Annotated in this window: 12 protein-coding genes and 3 pseudogenes; 4 read left to right on the top strand and 11 right to left on the bottom strand. The window is 44.9% G+C overall.

The genetic code is table 11. The annotated features are described in order from the left end of the window. Positions 1-218 precede the first annotated feature (218 nt). Both MHH50_RS08665 and MHH50_RS08660 read right to left on the bottom strand, forming a co-directional pair. Complete coding sequence (locus MHH50_RS08665; RefSeq protein ID WP_248547664.1) at positions 219-1,145, bottom strand: AraC family transcriptional regulator; 927 nt, start codon at positions 1,143-1,145, stop codon at positions 219-221. Positions 1,146-1,699: 554 nt separating this feature from the next. Continuing rightward, a pseudogene (locus MHH50_RS08660) lies at positions 1,700-3,594 on the bottom strand (PrkA family serine protein kinase). A 194-nt stretch (positions 3,595-3,788) separates the two neighbouring features. Here MHH50_RS08660 and MHH50_RS08655 point away from each other — a divergent pair. Together MHH50_RS08655 and MHH50_RS08650 are read left to right on the top strand one after the other, a co-directional pair. Continuing rightward, positions 3,789-4,312: pseudogene (locus MHH50_RS08655) on the top strand (DUF2161 family putative PD-(D/E)XK-type phosphodiesterase); the annotation flags it as partial. A 255-nt stretch (positions 4,313-4,567) separates the two neighbouring features. Continuing rightward, positions 4,568-4,762: pseudogene (locus tag MHH50_RS08650) on the top strand (DUF2161 family putative PD-(D/E)XK-type phosphodiesterase); the annotation flags it as partial. Between the two features lie 936 nt (positions 4,763-5,698). Here the strand turns inward: MHH50_RS08650 and MHH50_RS08645 are convergent. After that, on the bottom strand, positions 5,699-6,916 hold the full coding sequence (locus MHH50_RS08645; protein ID WP_036684431.1) for a PLP-dependent aminotransferase family protein: 1,218 nt from the start codon (positions 6,914-6,916) through the stop codon (positions 5,699-5,701). Positions 6,917-7,060: 144 nt separating this feature from the next. Further along, complete coding sequence (locus MHH50_RS08640; RefSeq protein ID WP_036684433.1) at positions 7,061-7,717, bottom strand: response regulator transcription factor; 657 nt, start codon at positions 7,715-7,717, stop codon at positions 7,061-7,063. A 284-nt stretch (positions 7,718-8,001) separates the two neighbouring features. Here MHH50_RS08640 and MHH50_RS08635 point away from each other — a divergent pair, with 284 nt between their 5' ends. Together MHH50_RS08635 and MHH50_RS08630 are read left to right on the top strand one after the other, a co-directional pair. Beyond that, positions 8,002-8,409: a hypothetical protein gene (locus tag MHH50_RS08635; RefSeq protein WP_036684435.1), complete on the top strand. Its 408-nt coding sequence runs from the start codon at positions 8,002-8,004 to the stop codon at positions 8,407-8,409. Further along, on the top strand, positions 8,406-9,470 hold the full coding sequence (locus MHH50_RS08630; protein ID WP_139331019.1) for a phosphodiester glycosidase family protein: 1,065 nt from the start codon (positions 8,406-8,408) through the stop codon (positions 9,468-9,470). The genes MHH50_RS08635 and MHH50_RS08630 overlap by 4 nt, the downstream gene beginning before the upstream one ends. Positions 9,471-9,816: 346 nt before the next feature. Here the strand turns inward: MHH50_RS08630 and MHH50_RS08625 are convergent, their stop codons facing one another. From MHH50_RS08625 to MHH50_RS08595, 7 genes are all read right to left on the bottom strand, one after another. Continuing rightward, entirely contained in the window at positions 9,817-10,071 is a 255-nt protein-coding gene (locus MHH50_RS08625) for an AbrB/MazE/SpoVT family DNA-binding domain-containing protein (RefSeq protein ID WP_036684437.1), read from the bottom strand. Between the two features lie 126 nt (positions 10,072-10,197). Beyond that, positions 10,198-10,662 carry a tRNA (uridine(34)/cytosine(34)/5-carboxymethylaminomethyluridine(34)-2'-O)-methyltransferase TrmL gene (gene trmL, locus MHH50_RS08620; protein WP_076218323.1) on the bottom strand — a complete coding sequence of 155 codons (465 nt, stop codon included), beginning with the start codon at positions 10,660-10,662 and terminating at the stop codon, positions 10,198-10,200. 124 nt (positions 10,663-10,786) lie between these two features. Then, positions 10,787-11,875 (bottom strand): 3-phosphoserine/phosphohydroxythreonine transaminase, encoded by a 1,089-nt coding sequence (gene serC / locus MHH50_RS08615; RefSeq protein WP_036684441.1) that lies wholly within the window; start codon positions 11,873-11,875, stop codon positions 10,787-10,789. 106 nt (positions 11,876-11,981) lie between these two features. Then, positions 11,982-12,869 (bottom strand): hypothetical protein, encoded by an 888-nt coding sequence (locus tag MHH50_RS08610; RefSeq protein ID WP_340034195.1) that lies wholly within the window; start codon positions 12,867-12,869, stop codon positions 11,982-11,984. Positions 12,870-12,980: 111 nt separating this feature from the next. Then, the gene (locus MHH50_RS08605) at positions 12,981-15,719 is read right to left on the bottom strand and encodes a cellobiose phosphorylase (RefSeq protein WP_076192810.1); all 2,739 of its coding nucleotides are present in this window, start codon (positions 15,717-15,719) and stop codon (positions 12,981-12,983) included. Between the two features lie 29 nt (positions 15,720-15,748). Then, the gene (locus MHH50_RS08600; protein ID WP_036684447.1) at positions 15,749-16,585 is read right to left on the bottom strand and encodes a carbohydrate ABC transporter permease; all 837 of its coding nucleotides are present in this window, start codon (positions 16,583-16,585) and stop codon (positions 15,749-15,751) included. Then, a complete protein-coding gene (locus MHH50_RS08595) occupies positions 16,585-17,478 on the bottom strand; it encodes a sugar ABC transporter permease (RefSeq protein WP_076126435.1) in 894 nt (297 codons plus the stop codon). The genes MHH50_RS08600 and MHH50_RS08595 overlap by 1 nt, the downstream gene beginning before the upstream one ends. Positions 17,479-17,489 lie beyond the last annotated feature (11 nt).

The following is a 17,489-nucleotide window of genomic DNA, read 5'->3' as shown; positions in this document are numbered from 1 at the left end:
GGAGGTTCCTAAAAAAGGAGACCCACAGCGGTAATACGCTGCGGACCTCCATCGACACCCTCATATCAACTTAATAACTGCACATGGCAAATGCTCAGGTGAACGTAACGTAAGGAAGTTTGAAAATGTAGGTCCGTAGCGTTCGCCTTTGTCAGCGACCTAAAGTCCAAACATTTCTGAAATTACAATTATCACCGCGCGGTCTTTGCCCTTATCGACTATTCAGTCAACTTTTTCACAGGAACGTAAATCTCCATCACTGTATCTGGCCGCGAATGGCAGCGTTCATCGTAAAACTCAAAATCCAGCTTAGTCTCGTCATAAACGTAACCACTGTCCTTAAACCATTCTTCGAAGATGTACTTCCAGCTGCTTTTTATGACTTGGGCAAACTCTATTTGCTCTGTATCCGTTGAAGTATCCACTGGAGGTGTTGTAAACACGGCATATTCGGCTTCTGGCACATCCATCGTCAACATATCAGCTTCTACCTTGGAGTAGTCCTCAACAATAACACCCAAAAGATAGGTGGCATTGCCGTTATCTGAAGACGGAATACATAAACCAACTTCTCCGTGTTTAGGCGGGTTTAGTATTTTATACATTTTGGACTCCAGGTTTTCACCCTCATAATGGCTCCAAAAAGAAGCAATATCCTTAGTGTACATACTACCCGCAACATTAGTTTGGATACCATAACCAGCCACCTTAAAAGCAGGCTTACGAACAAAAACAGGATTCATAATATAACCTCCGATATCAAATATTGAATTTCCTTTACTAAACCCATCCATCCGTGCCGCATATTGTGTCGGACTATAACCAAAGGTTTTGCGAAAAGCTTTAGTAAAGCCACTTTGTGTTTCAAAACCATAGTCCAGCGCAATATCAATGATCTTTTTTCCAGCAAATAATTCAATTGAGGCTAAGGATAATTTTCGGCTCCGCACATATTCCATCACAGACATTTCTTTGCACAAGCTAAACACTCGGCAAAAATGATACACCGAATATCCGACCTCCGTCGCTATTTCTTCAACCGTTATATTTTCTTTAATATGAGCTTCTATATATTCAACACATTTTTCTATATCTTTACTGTAATTCAAGTGCAGCACCAGCCTTTCCCCGTACGGTGATTTCATTATATCAACTGCGCTGGAAATGGACTGTTCCTGTTTTGCTGAGCTGCATTATTGCCTGTATAGAAAAACAGAGCAGTGATCCTCCATTTACAAAAGGATCACAACTCTGCGTATTCTTAGTCACCATCATTTTGGGTAAGCCTCGAAGTAGACAACGCTGGATCCACGTAACTACTTACTCTTCAGTTCTGTTGCTCCCAACGACTGACTAAAGGACCCAGATGACGTTAATTGCAAAAACATCGCCTTTTGAGCGGAGTTTCGGACTCCAGTGCAGCTATTAGTCAAAAACGGCTCATATTTAGGGTTTTTCCTGCTAATAGCGACCATGGGGTCCGATAGCCTGCGAAATATGCTCAAAATCTACGTTTAGGGTCACCTGTGTCCTTTAGCAACTTCTTACGCACAACAGCCAAATTAGTCAGACGGGTTGCGGTGTTTAGATTAACATTAGGAGGGTAAAAGGAGGAAGATACAACATGGAAGGGCAAAAAAAGAGTGCTCCACAGCCATTTTCATGGCTTTTGGAACACCCCGCATAAATGAATTCTTTTTTAACGGTTAAGCAGACTTCCCACGTATTTCAACAGCTCGTTGGCGCAAATTGGGCAGTAGTGATGTCCATCAATAAGTCTGGCGCATACCTCGTTGATTCGTTTGAGCTGACTTTCATCAGGTGTTTTGGACGAGGTGGTGATTTTGACAATATCTTTGAGATCTGTGAACAGCTTTTTCTCAATCGCTTCCCGCAGACGGTCGTGGTTGTTGTACTCGAATTTCTTCCCTTTGCGTGAATACGCGGAAATCCGGATCAGGATCTCTTCACGGAACGCTTTTTTTGCATTCTCAGAGATTCCAATTTGCTCTTCAATCGAACGCATTAACCGCTCATCCGGCTCCATTTCCTCATCCGTCAGCGGATCACGAATTTTCGACCAATTGCAGAAAGCTTCGATATTATCTAGATAATTCTCGAAAAGTGTCTTCGCAGATTCCTCAAAGGAGTAGACAAATGCCTTTTGTACTTCACTTTTCGCTAAAATATCATATTCCTTGCGGGCAATGGAGATGAAGTTCAGATAACGCTCCCGCTCCTCTTTTGTAATCGACGGATGCTGATCCAGGCCATCCTTTATCGCCCGCAGGACATCCAGTGCGTTCATGCACTGCAGATCTCCTTTGATCAGAGCGCTGGAAATGCGGTTGATAACATAACGCGGATCAATTCCGGACATGCCCTCATCTAAATACTCCGTTTGCATCTCTTTAAGATCGGCCTCTTTATAGCCTTCGACCTCTTCGCCATCGTACATCCGCAGCTTTTTGATCAGATCCATACCTTGTTTTTTGCTTTCTTTAAGACGGGTTAGGATAGAAAAAATAGCGGCGGCACGCAGCGCATGTGGTGCAATATGCACATGACTCATATCACTCTGGGCGATCAGCTTCGCGTAGATTTTTTCCTCTTCCGAAACTCTGAGGTTATACGGAACAGGCATAACAATCATACGGGATTGGAGCGCTTCATTCTTTTTATTAGAAATAAACGACTTATACTCGGTTTCATTTGTATGAGCAATTATCATTTCGTCCGCACTTATCAACGCGAAGCGGCCAGCCTTGAAATTGCCTTCTTGCGTCAGTGACAGCAGGTTCCATAAAAACTTTTCGTCGCATTTGAGCATTTCCTGAAATTCCATCAGCCCACGGTTAGCTTTGTTCAACTCCCCATCAAAACGGTAGGCACGCGGATCAGATTCCGAACCAAATTCAGTAATGGTCGAAAAATCAATACTTCCTGTCAAATCGGCGATATCCTGAGACTTCGGATCAGAGGGACTAAAAGTACCAATCCCTACCCGCTCTTCTTCTGACAGAATAACACGCGTCACCTTAACCTGCTCAATGTCACCAGCATAATCATTTCTTAGACGCATCTGGCAGGATGGGCACAAGTTGCCCTCAATACGTACACCAAGTTCCTTCTCAATCTCCGGACGGAGCTCCAGCGGGATCAAATGCAGCGGGTCCTCATGCATCGGGCAGCCTTCTATTGCGTATACCGCACCCGCATCTGTCCGCGAGTACTGTTCCAAACCACGTTTAAGCAGCGTGACCAGGGTCGATTTCCCCCACTGACAGGTCCCATCAATAACAAAATCCGTTTGCGAACATCAAGCCGACGTGCTGCAGAGTGAAAATATTCCTCGACCAACTTTTCGACTGCACGATCAAGTCCAAAAATCTCCTGTTCAAAAAACTTATACCGTTTGCGTCCGTTTATGTCCTCTACGCCGTGCGACTTAATCATGTCATAAACGCGGGAGTGAGCGGTTTTTGCGGGAGAGGGGTCTTTTCTCAACAGTTCTATATACTGCTTGAAGGTGCCGCTCCACGCCAACCGGTCGTTCTCAGCCCGATACGAAGCTATACGCTCAAAAATGTCCATTGCTCGCTGCCTCCTCTTGCGCTCCTACTTGCTCTTCTACTTGCTCTCCTATAGCGTTAAAAAGTGTATTACATACCTATGCGGCAAGCGCGGAATAGTTGACCTCTTTTTTACTGTGCTATAATAGAGAATCAGAAAATGGCTGTAAAACCTTATTGGGAAACCCGAAAATAAGGGCCTACGGGAGTGACAAGATGGCGGTACGACATGAAACGGAGCTGTATGCTCCTTTGAAGATTTTTTTTGAAAAGCAGGGTTACAGCATCAAAGGTGAGGTTCGGACCTGCGATTTGGTGGGGATTCGGGAGGACATTGAGCATCCTCTGATTGTGGAGATGAAAAAATCATTCAATCTCGCCTTACTGCTGCAAGGGGTAGAACGGTTGAAGCTCAGTCCCACCGTCTATCTCGCAGTGGAACGTGTCCGTGATAAAAAAGGAGCGGTGAACCAGCGCTGGGGCGAGCTTAGCGGATTATGCCGTAAGCTCGGTCTTGGGCTGATCACTGTTATCTTTTATAAGACCAAAGCACCGCTGGTCGAGGTGCTCGTAGAGCCAGACGAGAAGCCGCCTGCGCAGCGCAGCAATAAGCGGCGGCGCGAACGCCTGCTCTATGAGTTCCGCGAGCGCAGCGGAGACTACAACATGGCGGCAGCACGCGCGTCAAGCTCGTGACAGCCTACCGCGAGAAAGCGCTGCGTGTCGCGCTTTCTCTGCAAGCAGCGGAGGCGGACGCCTTCGCCGCTGCAGAGAAGGCAGCGGCGAAGGCTTCGCTCGCAGCTGCCAGACGTTCAGCGGAGGGCACCGCTGAACAGGTTCCGGCGCTGAGCTCAGCGCCGGAGAGCCGTGCTGCCGGGGACGCGGCAGCACGGGAGGCAGCGGCGGCAGGCACGCGAAGCGATGCCCCTAGCGCTGCCTCAAGCACGCTTCCAGCGGCCGTATTGGCCGCAGGAAGCGCTCCCCGCTCGGCCGGCATCACTCCGGCCGAGCTGCGGAAGCGTAGCGGCGTACCCACCGCCGCCGCTATGCTTCAGAATAACTACTACGGCTGGTTTCACCGGGTAAGCCGTGGGCGTTACACCCTAACCCCAGCCGGTCATGCGGCGCTGGTGGAATATGCCGCGATAACAAGCGGCGTACCCAATAACAGCAATCATCCCATTAATTAGCTAACCTAGCCTGGACAGTACTTCTATCGACTATTTCTTTTTAGTCGGGTCTTATTCTTTTAGCTCGGTTCTAATCATTTACTCAGACTTTAAACTTATTATTCTGATGCACACATAACATGTGTAAATAACGCCAAAAAGCATCCCAACTACGGGATGCTTTTTCGTATGTCTAATCTTATTTAAAACCTATCTCTGTGCATTCCATGTTCTTAACTTACACTTAACATATTAGTATCTGATGCGTACCACGCTCTTACTACACTCATACCACATTTAGATTACATTTTTAACACACTAGTATCTCATACGTACCATGTCTTATTTTACTCATATCTCATTAGTACTCATACGTTCCCTATTCGAATTGCATTCTTACCGCGTGTTTAACTCGCTCTTCCCACGTTACATGTCTGCATCTCACTCTTACCACGTTCATGTCTCATGCGTACCTCATCCAGCTCTACTTGACTGTACTTAACTAACTTATTTACAATCTTCGAACACGAGCGCTATTTACTAATTACTATTTTCTCTACTCTTGCTTTAACAAGCTACTCTTGCTGAATCATTCAAAGCAAAATAAGCTTTAAAAACACCATTCCGAAAAGGGCACACTAAGTTATTAGGGAAATCCTCCCCAATATTCTTCGATTCACACGCTAAAAACTGCATTTTAGGGAATTCCTCCCTGATTTTCGCCAGATTTACCCCTAAAACGGGGAATCCCTTGATTTTTTAGGGAGAAATTCCCTAAACAGTCCATTTTAGAGTTCAAATCGACCAGTTTTAGGGAGGATTTCCCTAATTAATCTCACATCACGAACTTCGTCTTGCCCGACTTGTAATTCTGTCCTTGTTTTAGCTCTAAAAGTGTCTTGTGTTTTCATCATGTCATTCATTTCAATCTTTCATTCACAACTTTCATTCCACTACCTAACTCCGTGCTGTGAACTCCTTAACCGCTTCGCTCATCAGATTCATGCCAAGCAGCAGCTCATCCCTGCCGGGATGGCTAAAGTTAAGGCGAAGGTGATTGCTGACTCCATCTACACTACATAACGGACCTGGCAAAAAAGCCACTCCCTTACCCAGCGCACATTTGAGCAACGCCATAACATCCATTCCCTCTGGTGGTGCGACCCACAGGAACATGCCTCCTGATGGAAGGTCATAGGAGCTGCCCTTCCAAGCAGGCCGCTTGAGCAGTTCCACCATAAGCTTCAGACGGGTGTTATACTCTCGATTCAGCTGCGCGATATGCTCACGCAGATCAAACGCAGACACATCCAATAAATGATGCAGCAGCCGCTGATTTAATGCGCTCGACTGCCAATCGGCCATCTGCTTAGCCGCAGACATCATTCTGATCAAGACTCGGCTGCCTGCCGCCCAGCCCGTCCGCAGCGCGGGCGCAACGGTCTTGCTGAACGAACCGATATAAAGCACGTGTCCGCCATCGCTGATATTTTCCAGTGCATACAAAGACGGATATCTTTTAGCCTTGTGTTCACCCTGCTTCTGGAAGTGCAAATCCCCATAAGAATCATCTTCCACAATCAAGATGTTATATGCGATACATAAATCCAATACTGCGCGGCGTCTCTCCAAACTCCATAAAATGCCGCTTGGATTGGTAAAGCTAGGGGTTGCGAACAGCATTTTCGGCTTATGCAGCTCGATCTGGCTCCGCAAATGCTCCGGATCAAGCCCGTCCAAATCACCCTGTACAGGAATAATAACGGCCCCCTGCATCCGAAGAGTCTGCAAAAATCCTGGAGAGGTCGGATTTTCTACTAATACACGATCTCCTGGATCAATATACACCCGCGACAACAAATCAATGGCTTGCTGGCTACCCGTTGTTAGCAGAACTCCACCTTCAACAACATTTACCCCTTTTTCTTTAAGCCAATCCCCTGCAAGCCACTCCCGAAGCGGTCCGTACCCTGCAGGATCACCATATTGCAGTGCTCCCGCATCTGCTGAAATCACCGTAGATGCTGCTTCAGCAAGCAGTGACAATGGGAATAGTTCTTCCGCTGGTAATTCTTCAGCTAGCGATATCATGGAGCTTCTCCGTGTTTGGGTGCGGATACTAAGAAGCGATGACGACAACAATGTGTGTGCGCGAGCAGAAAATTCGTAAATCATGCGAAATCCCCCTTCCCTGTTACCAAGTAGAAACGGCTTCGTCATCCTCATCCAAGGATGGGATGGTTACCCATTCAACATGATATTCTTACTTCTACTCCAAGAATATTCCACCCCATACGTCATTATGTCGTAAAGCGTGGGTTAGGCGTAGATTTGCCTGTTTTGTCTTGAGAAGAGCGCGAATTTCTCAATCGCTTGTGCCCGGGTCGAAACATCTAGCTTTACATAGATTTTGCGCAAATAATTATCAATGGACCGACGGCTTACCGCAATTTCAAGCGCAATTTTATCGTAGGTAATCCCTTGAACGATTCGCTCCATGATAAACATCTCTGTCTCCGTCAGTTGCAGAACATCATCTAATCCTTTAAATGTCGAAATCGGCCAAGCTCCTTTTTCAATCCATTCCAACGGCATTGAAAGAAAACCCTCCCGTAAACCCAGGATCAGCTGTAAAAGCTGACGGGGAGAAGCTCCCTTCGAGAATATCCCGCTGGCTCCTAGTTCTACGAGGGGCTGAAGCAGTTCTCGCCCGTCTTCGTCTGTCATCACGACAAAATGTGAGTTTGGTGAGCTTTTTTTCATATTTAACAGCACACTCTCAATATTTCCCTCAGGCATATGATAATCTACTAGCACTAGCTCGGGATTTTTTTCCCTTACGATGGTAGCGCCTTCGTCCCAAGTGGAATACATTCCCAGAACCTTAAGCCCCTCTTCCTCTTCCAAAATCAATTTTGTCCCCAGCATACTTGTAGGATGACACCCCACAATGACCACCTGCCAAACCTTCATCATTAATGCCCTGACCCCCTGCTCTATATATAATCATCTAGAAAGGAAAGCGCCGCAGCGTTTCCGGTTAAAACGCAAGCAAGGCTGTATGATGACTTGTCTGTATAATCTCTAGCTGGTTACCTTGTGTACGTCTATCAGAATTCCAATCTATAGAAATTGTATCGCAGTAGTTTAATAGGATGCAATTACTTTTTCTAGTTTTCATACTCTCTTACATTTTTGCGAATCTTGTCAAAGTCTGATAGAATGGGGACTTGAAAAAAAGACCAACCCGAGGTGATAAAATGCAACCGCTAGCGGAAACGTCCCCGGTACGCTCGCGCTCTACTACTGCGAGAAACGGCCCTTCCGTAAAATGGTTTTTACTGTTCTGGATTATGATGATCGGACTCGGCGTATATGCTGTATACAGCTACACGAACCATCTGAAGCAACAGGTGCTTACCGAACTTAGTACTCAGAGCCAGCAGCAGCTTACCGTTTTGAAGACCGACTATGAAGCAAAAATTGCCGTTCTCTCTGAAGAAGTGAAGGAATTGCAGAATACAGTGCAAAGCTTTAACGAACTATTAACCTTCACTAAAGATAATGCTAGTGCCAAGACAGATAACAGCAACAAGCTATATACGCAATTGAGTGAGGTAAGCAAACAGTTAGAAGCTTTGAAGAAAGAAATGGATCTGATCAAATGATGACGCCAGTCAAAAGAGTAAACCGCTTCTTCATGCTTCTAACTGCACCGTTCATAGGCTTGGTTATTTGTATGTCGTGGTATCGACCACCGCTACAGCTAGACCTTGATGTAGGACAATTCACACCAAGCGCTGGGCCAGTGAATGAAACAGCTTCCTTAAAAAAAGAGCTGACGCTGGCAGAGGCCTCCGCAGCTTACACCATTGATGCTGTCAGCGCTAGTGCCAAGCTATATAAAGAGACTACCACTACGATGAATAAGCTGGTCGAAACAGCACAGACTCAGGCGACCCGGCCTGAACTGATCTATAACCGCAGGATTTCAGCCAAGCTTGGTATACCTTCAGAGATCGTTACTAGCGACCGTATAAGAGTTGAGTTATATCGATTGAATCCAGGAAACTACAAAGCTTATGCGTTGAAAATCAAATTGAAGGACCCGACCGCTATGAAGATGAGCTTGGCGGAGACAGCCTCCGGTGCGGAAACTACTATGCATGCCGTACAGCGTAATGGTGCAATTGCTGGTATTAATGCGGGCGGCTTTGCAGATCAATCCGGAAAACGTTATCCCTTAAGCACAACTGTAGTGGATGGAAAGTATTTATACGGTTTTGAGCCGACGTACAAGGACCTAAGTTTTGTTGGGCTGAACAAATCCGGGCAATTAATCGGCGGGAAATTCTACAGTCGCGCACAATTAGATCAGCTAGATCCGGTATTCGGCGCCACCTTTGTGCCTGTCCTCCTTAAAAACAACATCAAAACACCCATACCCGAAAAGTGGAAAACATCCCCTAATCGGGCACCACGTACCGTGATCGGCAAATATAAAGATGATCAGATCCTGCTTTTTGTAGCGGATGGATATAATGAGTATGGCAGCTCTGGTGCACAGCTGGAGGAGATTCAGAACAAATTATCGAATATGGGTCTCGTAGATGCTTATAATTTAGATGGTGGTGGCTCTTCCTCATTGATCTTTAACGGAAGAGTTATCAATAAACCATCCGATGGAAATCTAAGAGCTGTGCCAACGAATTTTCTGTTTTTTAAATAATATAGTAAATTGTCTATGTAACATATCACATTTGCGTTTATTTTTATTAAATTGCAGGTTATAATCTTGATAACGAATACATTCGCTATTGGAGGTGTTAGTATGTCGTTCTCATTAACCTTTTGGATCGTAATGTTCGTATTTGTGTTATTTACGGTCGGCATCCTTACCTCATCTTACAACGACGACAAAACAAAAGTCCTATAAAGCCGATGTGTCCCTGCAGCCACTTGGTGCGGGGGCATTTTTCGTATCATAAAAAAACTGCCCCCCAAGTAGAAGAGTTCTACGAAGAGGACAGTTTTTTTATAAGCTCTTGGCTGTCAAAATTCAAAATATGTACTTCTTAGGCATGTCTTGGCAATTGAGTCATTTCCGAAAGGCATGCAGAACAAATATAACGATCTTTATATTCGCTTACACCATCCATCGATCCACAGAAAACACATTTTGGACGGTAACGCTCCAAGATGATATGGTCACCCTGTACCAAAATTTCAACCGGGTCGCCTTCATTCATCTGATACCTTTTACGCAGGGACTTAGGCAGAACAATTCTACCCAACTGATCCACTTTGCGAACTACACCAGCAGGTTTCATAACTAACGTACACCTCTCCTGTTCAAGAAAAATTATTTAGTAGCTACTACTTATTTCGGCTCTTTCAATATATTTCGTTACCTAATTGTCGAATCCTGCTGAAAAAAATAAAAAATTTGTCTTTTTTTAAATAAGATTAGGGAAATCCAATTGTCGAAGCGCCTCGTACACAATAATTGCTGCCGAATTGGATAAATTCAGAGATCTCACAGCATCACTCATTGGCATGCGCATTTTTGTTTCTTTACCTGCTTCTAGAATCTCTGCAGAAAGCCCCTTCGTTTCCTTGCCAAAAACAAAAAAATCGCCATCTTGGAACTTAAAGTCGCTGTATCTTTTCTCTGCTTTCGTCGTTGCGTAAAAGAAACGCCCCTCGCTATATTTCTCCAAAACCTCAGCAAAGGAGTCGTGATATTCAATAGTAACAGCATGCCAATAGTCTAATCCTGCTCTTTTTAATGTAGCATCGTCTGTACGGAATCCGAGTGGACGAACCAAGTGAAGATGAGTGCCGGTAGCGGCGCAAGTACGCGCAATGTTGCCAGTATTGGCCGGAATTTCCGGCTCGACTAATACGATATGGAGTGCCATTATATGGTTCCTTCCTCTCTAAAGGCTTAATAGCCAGATGTTTTACTCTAGTGCCTAACCATAGCTTCTCCAAACAAACTGAAAACCTTCCACCAAGAAGGCGGAAGGTTATAGATAGAATTCATTAACCTTGAGTTTGCCGGAAATGGTTCATGAAATCGGATAGTGCTTTTACACTTTCGTAAGGAACTGCATTGTAGATGGAAGCACGCAAGCCCCCAACACTGCGGTGACCCTTTAAGCCGACAAAACCTTCCAGTTCAGCAGCTTTGACAAACTGCTTTTCGAGTTCTTCTGATTGCATCCGGAAAGTAACGTTCATAATAGAGCGGCTGCCTTGTTCTGCAACACCACGGTAGAAACCGTCACTTCCATCGATGTGATCATATAACAGACCCGATTTTTCAAGGTTCTTGGAATGGATGCCAGCTAAGCCGCCTTGCTCCTCAATCCATTTTAATACTTCGTTCACCATATATACAGAGAAAGATGGAGGTGTATTGTAAAGAGAGTTATTCTTATAATGAGTGCTGTAACGCATGATAGTAGGAATGTTAGAAGGTGATTCTGCAAGCAATTCTTCTTTCGCGATAACTACAGTCACGCCTGAAGGTCCAAGGTTCTTTTGTGCTCCGGCATAGATCATTCCGAATTGGTTCACATCGATTGGACGGCAAAGTATATCACTGGACATATCCGCGATTAACGGAATCGAGCCTGCATCCGGAAATTCTGCATATTGCGTTCCTTCAATGGTCTCGTTGGAAGTAACATGAAGGTAAGCAGCATTCTCCGCAGCTTTGATCGAACTTAATTCAGGTATAGCCAAGAATTTCTTATCTTCGGAAGAAGCAGCAACATGAGCGCCTCCTACCAATTTGGCTTCTTTATAAGCTTTATCTGCCCAGCTACCTGTCATTACATAGCTACCTACTTGGCCTTCGGAAATCAAGTTCATAGGGATCATTGCAAACTGTGTGCTTGCTCCGCCTTGTACGAACAATACCTTATAGCCCTTCGGATTGCCGAGGAGCGAAAGCAGACGTTCCTGCGCTTCATTATGCACGGATTCGTAAATTGCACCACGGTGCGACATCTCCATGATAGACATTCCACTTTCCCGGAAATCAACAAACTCCGCTTGTGCGCGTTCCAGTACCGTAAGCGGCAATGCTGCCGGTCCGGCATTAAAATTGTATGCTCTCTTATTCAAAACTGCTCCCCACCCTTTCTCTCCTATCAATATGGATATGGTTATGATAGCAATATTCTCCCGCACCAGCAAGTATAATTATTCACATAAAAGGTTAAGACGGTACTCATTTCGCAGTGAAAAACCGGTAAGATCGGCGCCAGCTCTTGCTTTGACGCGGTAAAAGACTAATGTTCACAAATACTTCAGGAGAGACTACATGACCTTCTCCCCACAGGGCCATACGTTCTACTGGAAAGTCCCCACTCTCTCGCACGCCTGTTCCACTAGGCTTATGAACCAACTCCCAGGTGAACTCATTTTCCTCACCTTCCCAACCGCTCAACTTGCAATAAAAGGGTTTATCCGGTTCCTTTGACCAAGTAAGGGTATTCCCGGATACCTCTAGCAATTCTTTCGTATAGGAGGATTCTGGTTCTACTACCTTGAGTTCCCTCGGAAGACGCAGTTCGAAATCCTGCCCAATATTCAACCCGTCGATTCCGATGAAGTTGTGAATATATTCCTCCGTATGGAAAGGCTTTTGCCCTTTGTTATGCAGTTCATATGCAATTATTAATTGATCCCCCTGTAAAGAAATCGTTTTGGTTAGCTGCACAGCATATCCGTTGCTTTCCATCGGGTGGATCGTATAGGTGACCGCATCATTCCCTGCTTCGATATCCTTACTAAAAGAGGTTAAGGGGAACTCCTCATTGAAACTGTATAATAGGGAATTTCCTTTTTGTAACAATCCGACTCCGATTTTTGGAAACCAGCCTCCGATTGGTGCTTCATCATATCCAATTGCCCGGGAAATGCCAAACTCATTACAAAGCCCCTTGCCCCCAGTTCCTTCGCCTGGCTTCAAGCTTTCCGGCACACAAAACGTATGTTTCCCCTCTTCTAATGTCACCTGTGTAATAAATCCTGTCCAGTCAAAACGTGTGCCCTTATACTCTCCGATATCAGCGATATCGACAGTTAATATGCCATTTGACAGTCTGTAACCCATACCTAACGCGCCCTTTCGTTCATTGTTACAATGAATAAATATTCATTATTGAAAAAAACGTCTGCAGCCGCTATGAATAACGGTGCAGACGTCTTAAAATATCGTATAAAGCTACGCCAATGTCACTTCAATCAAGTGGCATTTCTCTGTCTGCAGAGAGAGCAACTCTTCACGCGGAATAATCGCACTTCCTGAGCCGCGCTGCAGCGTCACCTCGCTGCCATTCAGGGTAACAGCGTGTATTTGGTACTCCCCGTAGTTTAAGCTTCCTGTGGCTTTATAGACCACTTCAAACTCGCGATCCGCGAAGATTGTCTTAATAGAGGCTTTTCCCTCAGAATCAAACTGCTCTTTAACAAGCTTCGGTTCCAACAAAAGATCGCCTAGCTTACCTTTTACACCAAATACTTCAGTAACCATAGTTAACAGCAGCCAGCTTGCTGATCCTGTTAAATACGTATACATCCCTCTGCCTTGCTCGTTAATATACTCAGGAATTCCTGGGTATATGCGGGCTTTTGCAAAGTCAGTACTTAAGCTATACAGAGATTCTAATACTTTATGTCCTTCTTTCACATATCCGCGTTTATACAACGCATTGCCATACATGATGGTCATGTGACTGAACATAGCACCGTTCTCTTTATGTCCAAAGGCAAAGCCAAAGGCGCGACCCAGATTCTGCTGGATGCCTCCAAAACGGGAATTAAGTCTGTACCCAATTTTGTCATCCAGTAGATTACGATCCACGGCGGCAATGATATGCGGAATTTGCTCTGGCGCAGCTGCATGACCCATCAGCGGGAATACTTGACCTGTAAGCGTCATTCGAACGCCTTCTGCGAATTCCCCTTCCACTTGTTCTCCATCATTATTATAATAACCGTTAAACCAGCCTCCACCTTGTTCACTTTCCACCCACTCATTGCGGCGCAAGTGATTAAAGATCCACTCTGCTTTTTGTTCCAGATCGTCCGCTACTGTCTCTATGTCGAGTGCTGCACGAATACCGCTAACTTTGTTCGGAGCGGCAGCATAATATTGATTAAGTCTTTCATGCTTGCCTGATACAGATTCATAATCCACTTGCTCACCAAGCGAATCTAGCAATAGTTTCATTTCTTCTGCCAATTCAACTGTCTCTTGCCCTTTAGAAGTCTTTAGCGTACGCAGCACACGAGAAATATCCAATAAGTTACTTGCGTAGAATGCTGTGAAAGCTACACTCTCACCCCGGTCTGCGCCCATATCAAGACCATCATTCCAGTCTGCACCCTCCAGCAGGATATTATTGTGCTCTCCAACATTAAAGAACGGAACCAGATTTTGCAGCAGGATATGTTCCAGAATCGTACCTTTATAAACCTCACCAGAAGTTGTTCTGAGATCACTTCCTAGCGAGGTATCCCATGAAGTATCACGTTCCTTACAGCGACTCATAAAGGTATCGCGGAAATACGTCTGTTCCTGCAATAAGAAATCAAGATCACCACTCTGATCCAGATATAACATAGTAGTTAAGAACGGCCAAGCCCCATGATCCATCCACACCCGCGGGATGTTGTTACGGTCGGCAATAAATTCACCAGGCTGTTGACCGATAATAGTGGCATTACTACCATCTATTCTTACCCCAGCGTAGTTGTTCAGCAGTAAGCTGCGTACTTCAGCCGGTTCCATAATAAGGAGTGCTAGACAATCCTGCCAAAGATCCCGCCAGCCACGTCCGCCTCTTCCATAATCATGATAAGGCAAGAAGGAGTTACCATAAAGTCTTCTCAGCACGGGTTGAATCGTAACCCATTTCATCCATTGGTCAGCATCTGAATCACCGGTATGAAATTCTACCATATTCACTTTATCTGCCCAGAAGGCTTTAGTCTCCTCAAGCAAATGATCAAAGGCTTCAGATGTACCATATTTGTTCATCAAAGCATCCACATCAATTCTCTCATTATGGATCGCCATAACTACTATATAAGAATGGCTGTCACCAGGAGACAGAGTAAGCGTCTCGTAACGAAGACCCCCGATAGCCTCATATCCCTCTCTTTGTACGCCTCCGCCCTTGCCAATCTCCGGCGTGTTGTTCAGGATAACAGCTTCCGGCCAATCCAGGCTTCCACCTTCTCCAATGAACTCCTCCTGCACCGGAAAGAACCCCGCAGGTTGACTGCCGTCACCCTCTGCACCAAATACTCCATAAGAAGTGTGATTGATGCGGTGTCCCCGCTCATCAAAGGAGAGCGCAGGCTGAACCTCAACACCATAGGGTGAAGTATAAATCCGGTTAAGCAAGGAGGTTACATGTCTATGATCGCGCAGATCATCCGCCGAACGCGCGTAAATCGGAACTACCGCTGTCGGTGTCAGCGTAATAGCCTCTGCTGCTGTATTGGTCAACGTAACCTTCATTAATTCGACTTTATCATTACCACTTGGCACAAAGCTGGTGATTTCAGCTTTAACACCCATCTCTGCGTTACAACGCGTTACGCGTTGCCACAAGAAACCAGCCTCTAGTACTGCTTCATCAGTAGACGATGTATAAAAATCGGCATTTTGCTTAGCGGAGTTCCCCACTGCCGACCAAGCTCCCTTGCCGTCTACGTATACCCAGAAGTTGCGGGAAGCCCGCGAATTATGCAAATCTTCAACAGATAATGGCGGTGTTAAAAATGAATTATGACCTGTGGTAACCTGACCATGAAGTTTTGGAGTTACTGTCGACATCATTCCCCCTTCATTCACTAGAGGGAAATATAGAAAACTGCTGCGATCCGGTTGCTGAAGCCTGAATTCCCCATCATTTCCGGTGAATTCGAAGCCATGAATTTTATTACGATCCATTCTCTCCATCCTCTCATTTACACAACTACTTAAGCTTTAACCGCACCTGCCAATGCACCGTCAACGATATACTTTTGAATGAAGGTGTATAGGATGATAAGCGGTGCAGATACGATCATGATCCCGCACGCCAACATAGGCCAGTTGTTTCCGTATTGACCGCGGAATTCTTTAAGCCCGAAGGTGATTGGATAGTTTTCTGGACTCGGTAAATACATGACCGGCCCCACGAAGTCATTCCAGATACTAATTGCTGTTAGAATAACACCTGTAGCAATTACTGGTTTCATAAGTGGCATGATGATCTGGAACAAATAACGCATATATCCAGCGCCATCCATACCTGCTGCTTCATCCATCTCCCGGCTAATTCCTTTGATGTAACCTACAAACATCATGAACACGATACCCGTTCCGCCTGTTTTAAGGAGAATGTAACCCAGCTTCGTGTCATAACCTACAAATCCTAGCTCCTGTTTCATGGTAAGCATCAGCTTGAACTGTGCGACCATTGGATTCGGCAGGAACTGAGACATCAAGAAGAACAAATAAATAAATCCGCTCCACTTCACATAATTTCTCGCCACCGGGAAGGCCCCGAATAACGAAACAATTAGGGTCAGCACTGTTGCTACGGCTGTATACAGCAGACTGTTTAAGAAATAATTAGAGAAATTACCCTGTAGCCAAGCTTCTTTATAATTATCCCATTGAATACTTTTTACGAGACCGATAGGATCTAACAGATATTCTGTAAAGGACTTGAATGAAATATTGATTACAAATAACAACGGCATGATATACAAAACAAGCAACACTGCAATCAGAATATAAGAGAGAGTTTTGGCGGTTTTGGAATCCTTCATTAATATTCCACCTCTCTCTTACGCATTTGTTTCACTGCAAATACTACAAACACCAGAATCATAAGGAACTGAACCACGGAAAGCGCGGAAGGAAGTCCCATCTGTAGAGAACCACGGAACGTCTCTTTATAAACGTCATATGCCATCGTTCTTGTGTTAAAGCGACCGTCCGTAGTTGCGAGAATAATATCAAAGGTGGACATCGCACCGATAATAGACAAAATAATGTTAATCGTAAAGGATGGAGCGATAAGTGGGAATGTGATATTTTTAAAAGATTGCCACTTCGTAGTTCCGTCTATATATCCAGCCTCATACAAATCTTTGGGTACGGATTGTAGTCCCGCAAGGAAAATCAACATTGAATATCCCATATACATCCAAATTTGCGTAAATATAATATAACCGAACGCATGAGTGAAGCTTCCAAAGAACATATCTTTATAACCGAACAAAGAATCATACAGTTGGTTAACCGGACCACTCAGCGGATCGAACATCATGCCCCATACCAGTGCAACTACCGCCACACCAAGCACAACCGGTAAAAAGAATACCGCGCGATAGAAATAATCGCCTTTCAGCTTCTGATTGATAACTACGGCCATAAGCAGACCGACACCGTTCTGTACAATGGTTACAATAACCATGAAATAAATAGTACGTATAATGGAATCCCAACGCTCGCCTGAATTTCCTGAGTAAAATACATCATAATAATTGTCAAGGCCTACGAAACTCATCTTGCTTCCAGGAACGTTAGTGATATCTGTAAATGAATAGATGACCGTCATCATAGATGGGCCAAAATAGAAAATTACATACAATGATAATGGAATCATTAGCAGCAGAAGCGGTATATATCGTTTAAAACCTTTCCCGAACGGATACATTTCTCTCACCT

The organism is Paenibacillus sp. FSL H3-0302 (assembly GCF_037982245.1).
GTDB lineage: Bacteria > Bacillota > Bacilli > Paenibacillales > Paenibacillaceae > Paenibacillus_AQ > Paenibacillus_AQ odorifer.
The sequence above is the reverse complement of the archived record's forward strand: the minus strand, read 5'-3'. Positions and strand labels throughout refer to the sequence as shown.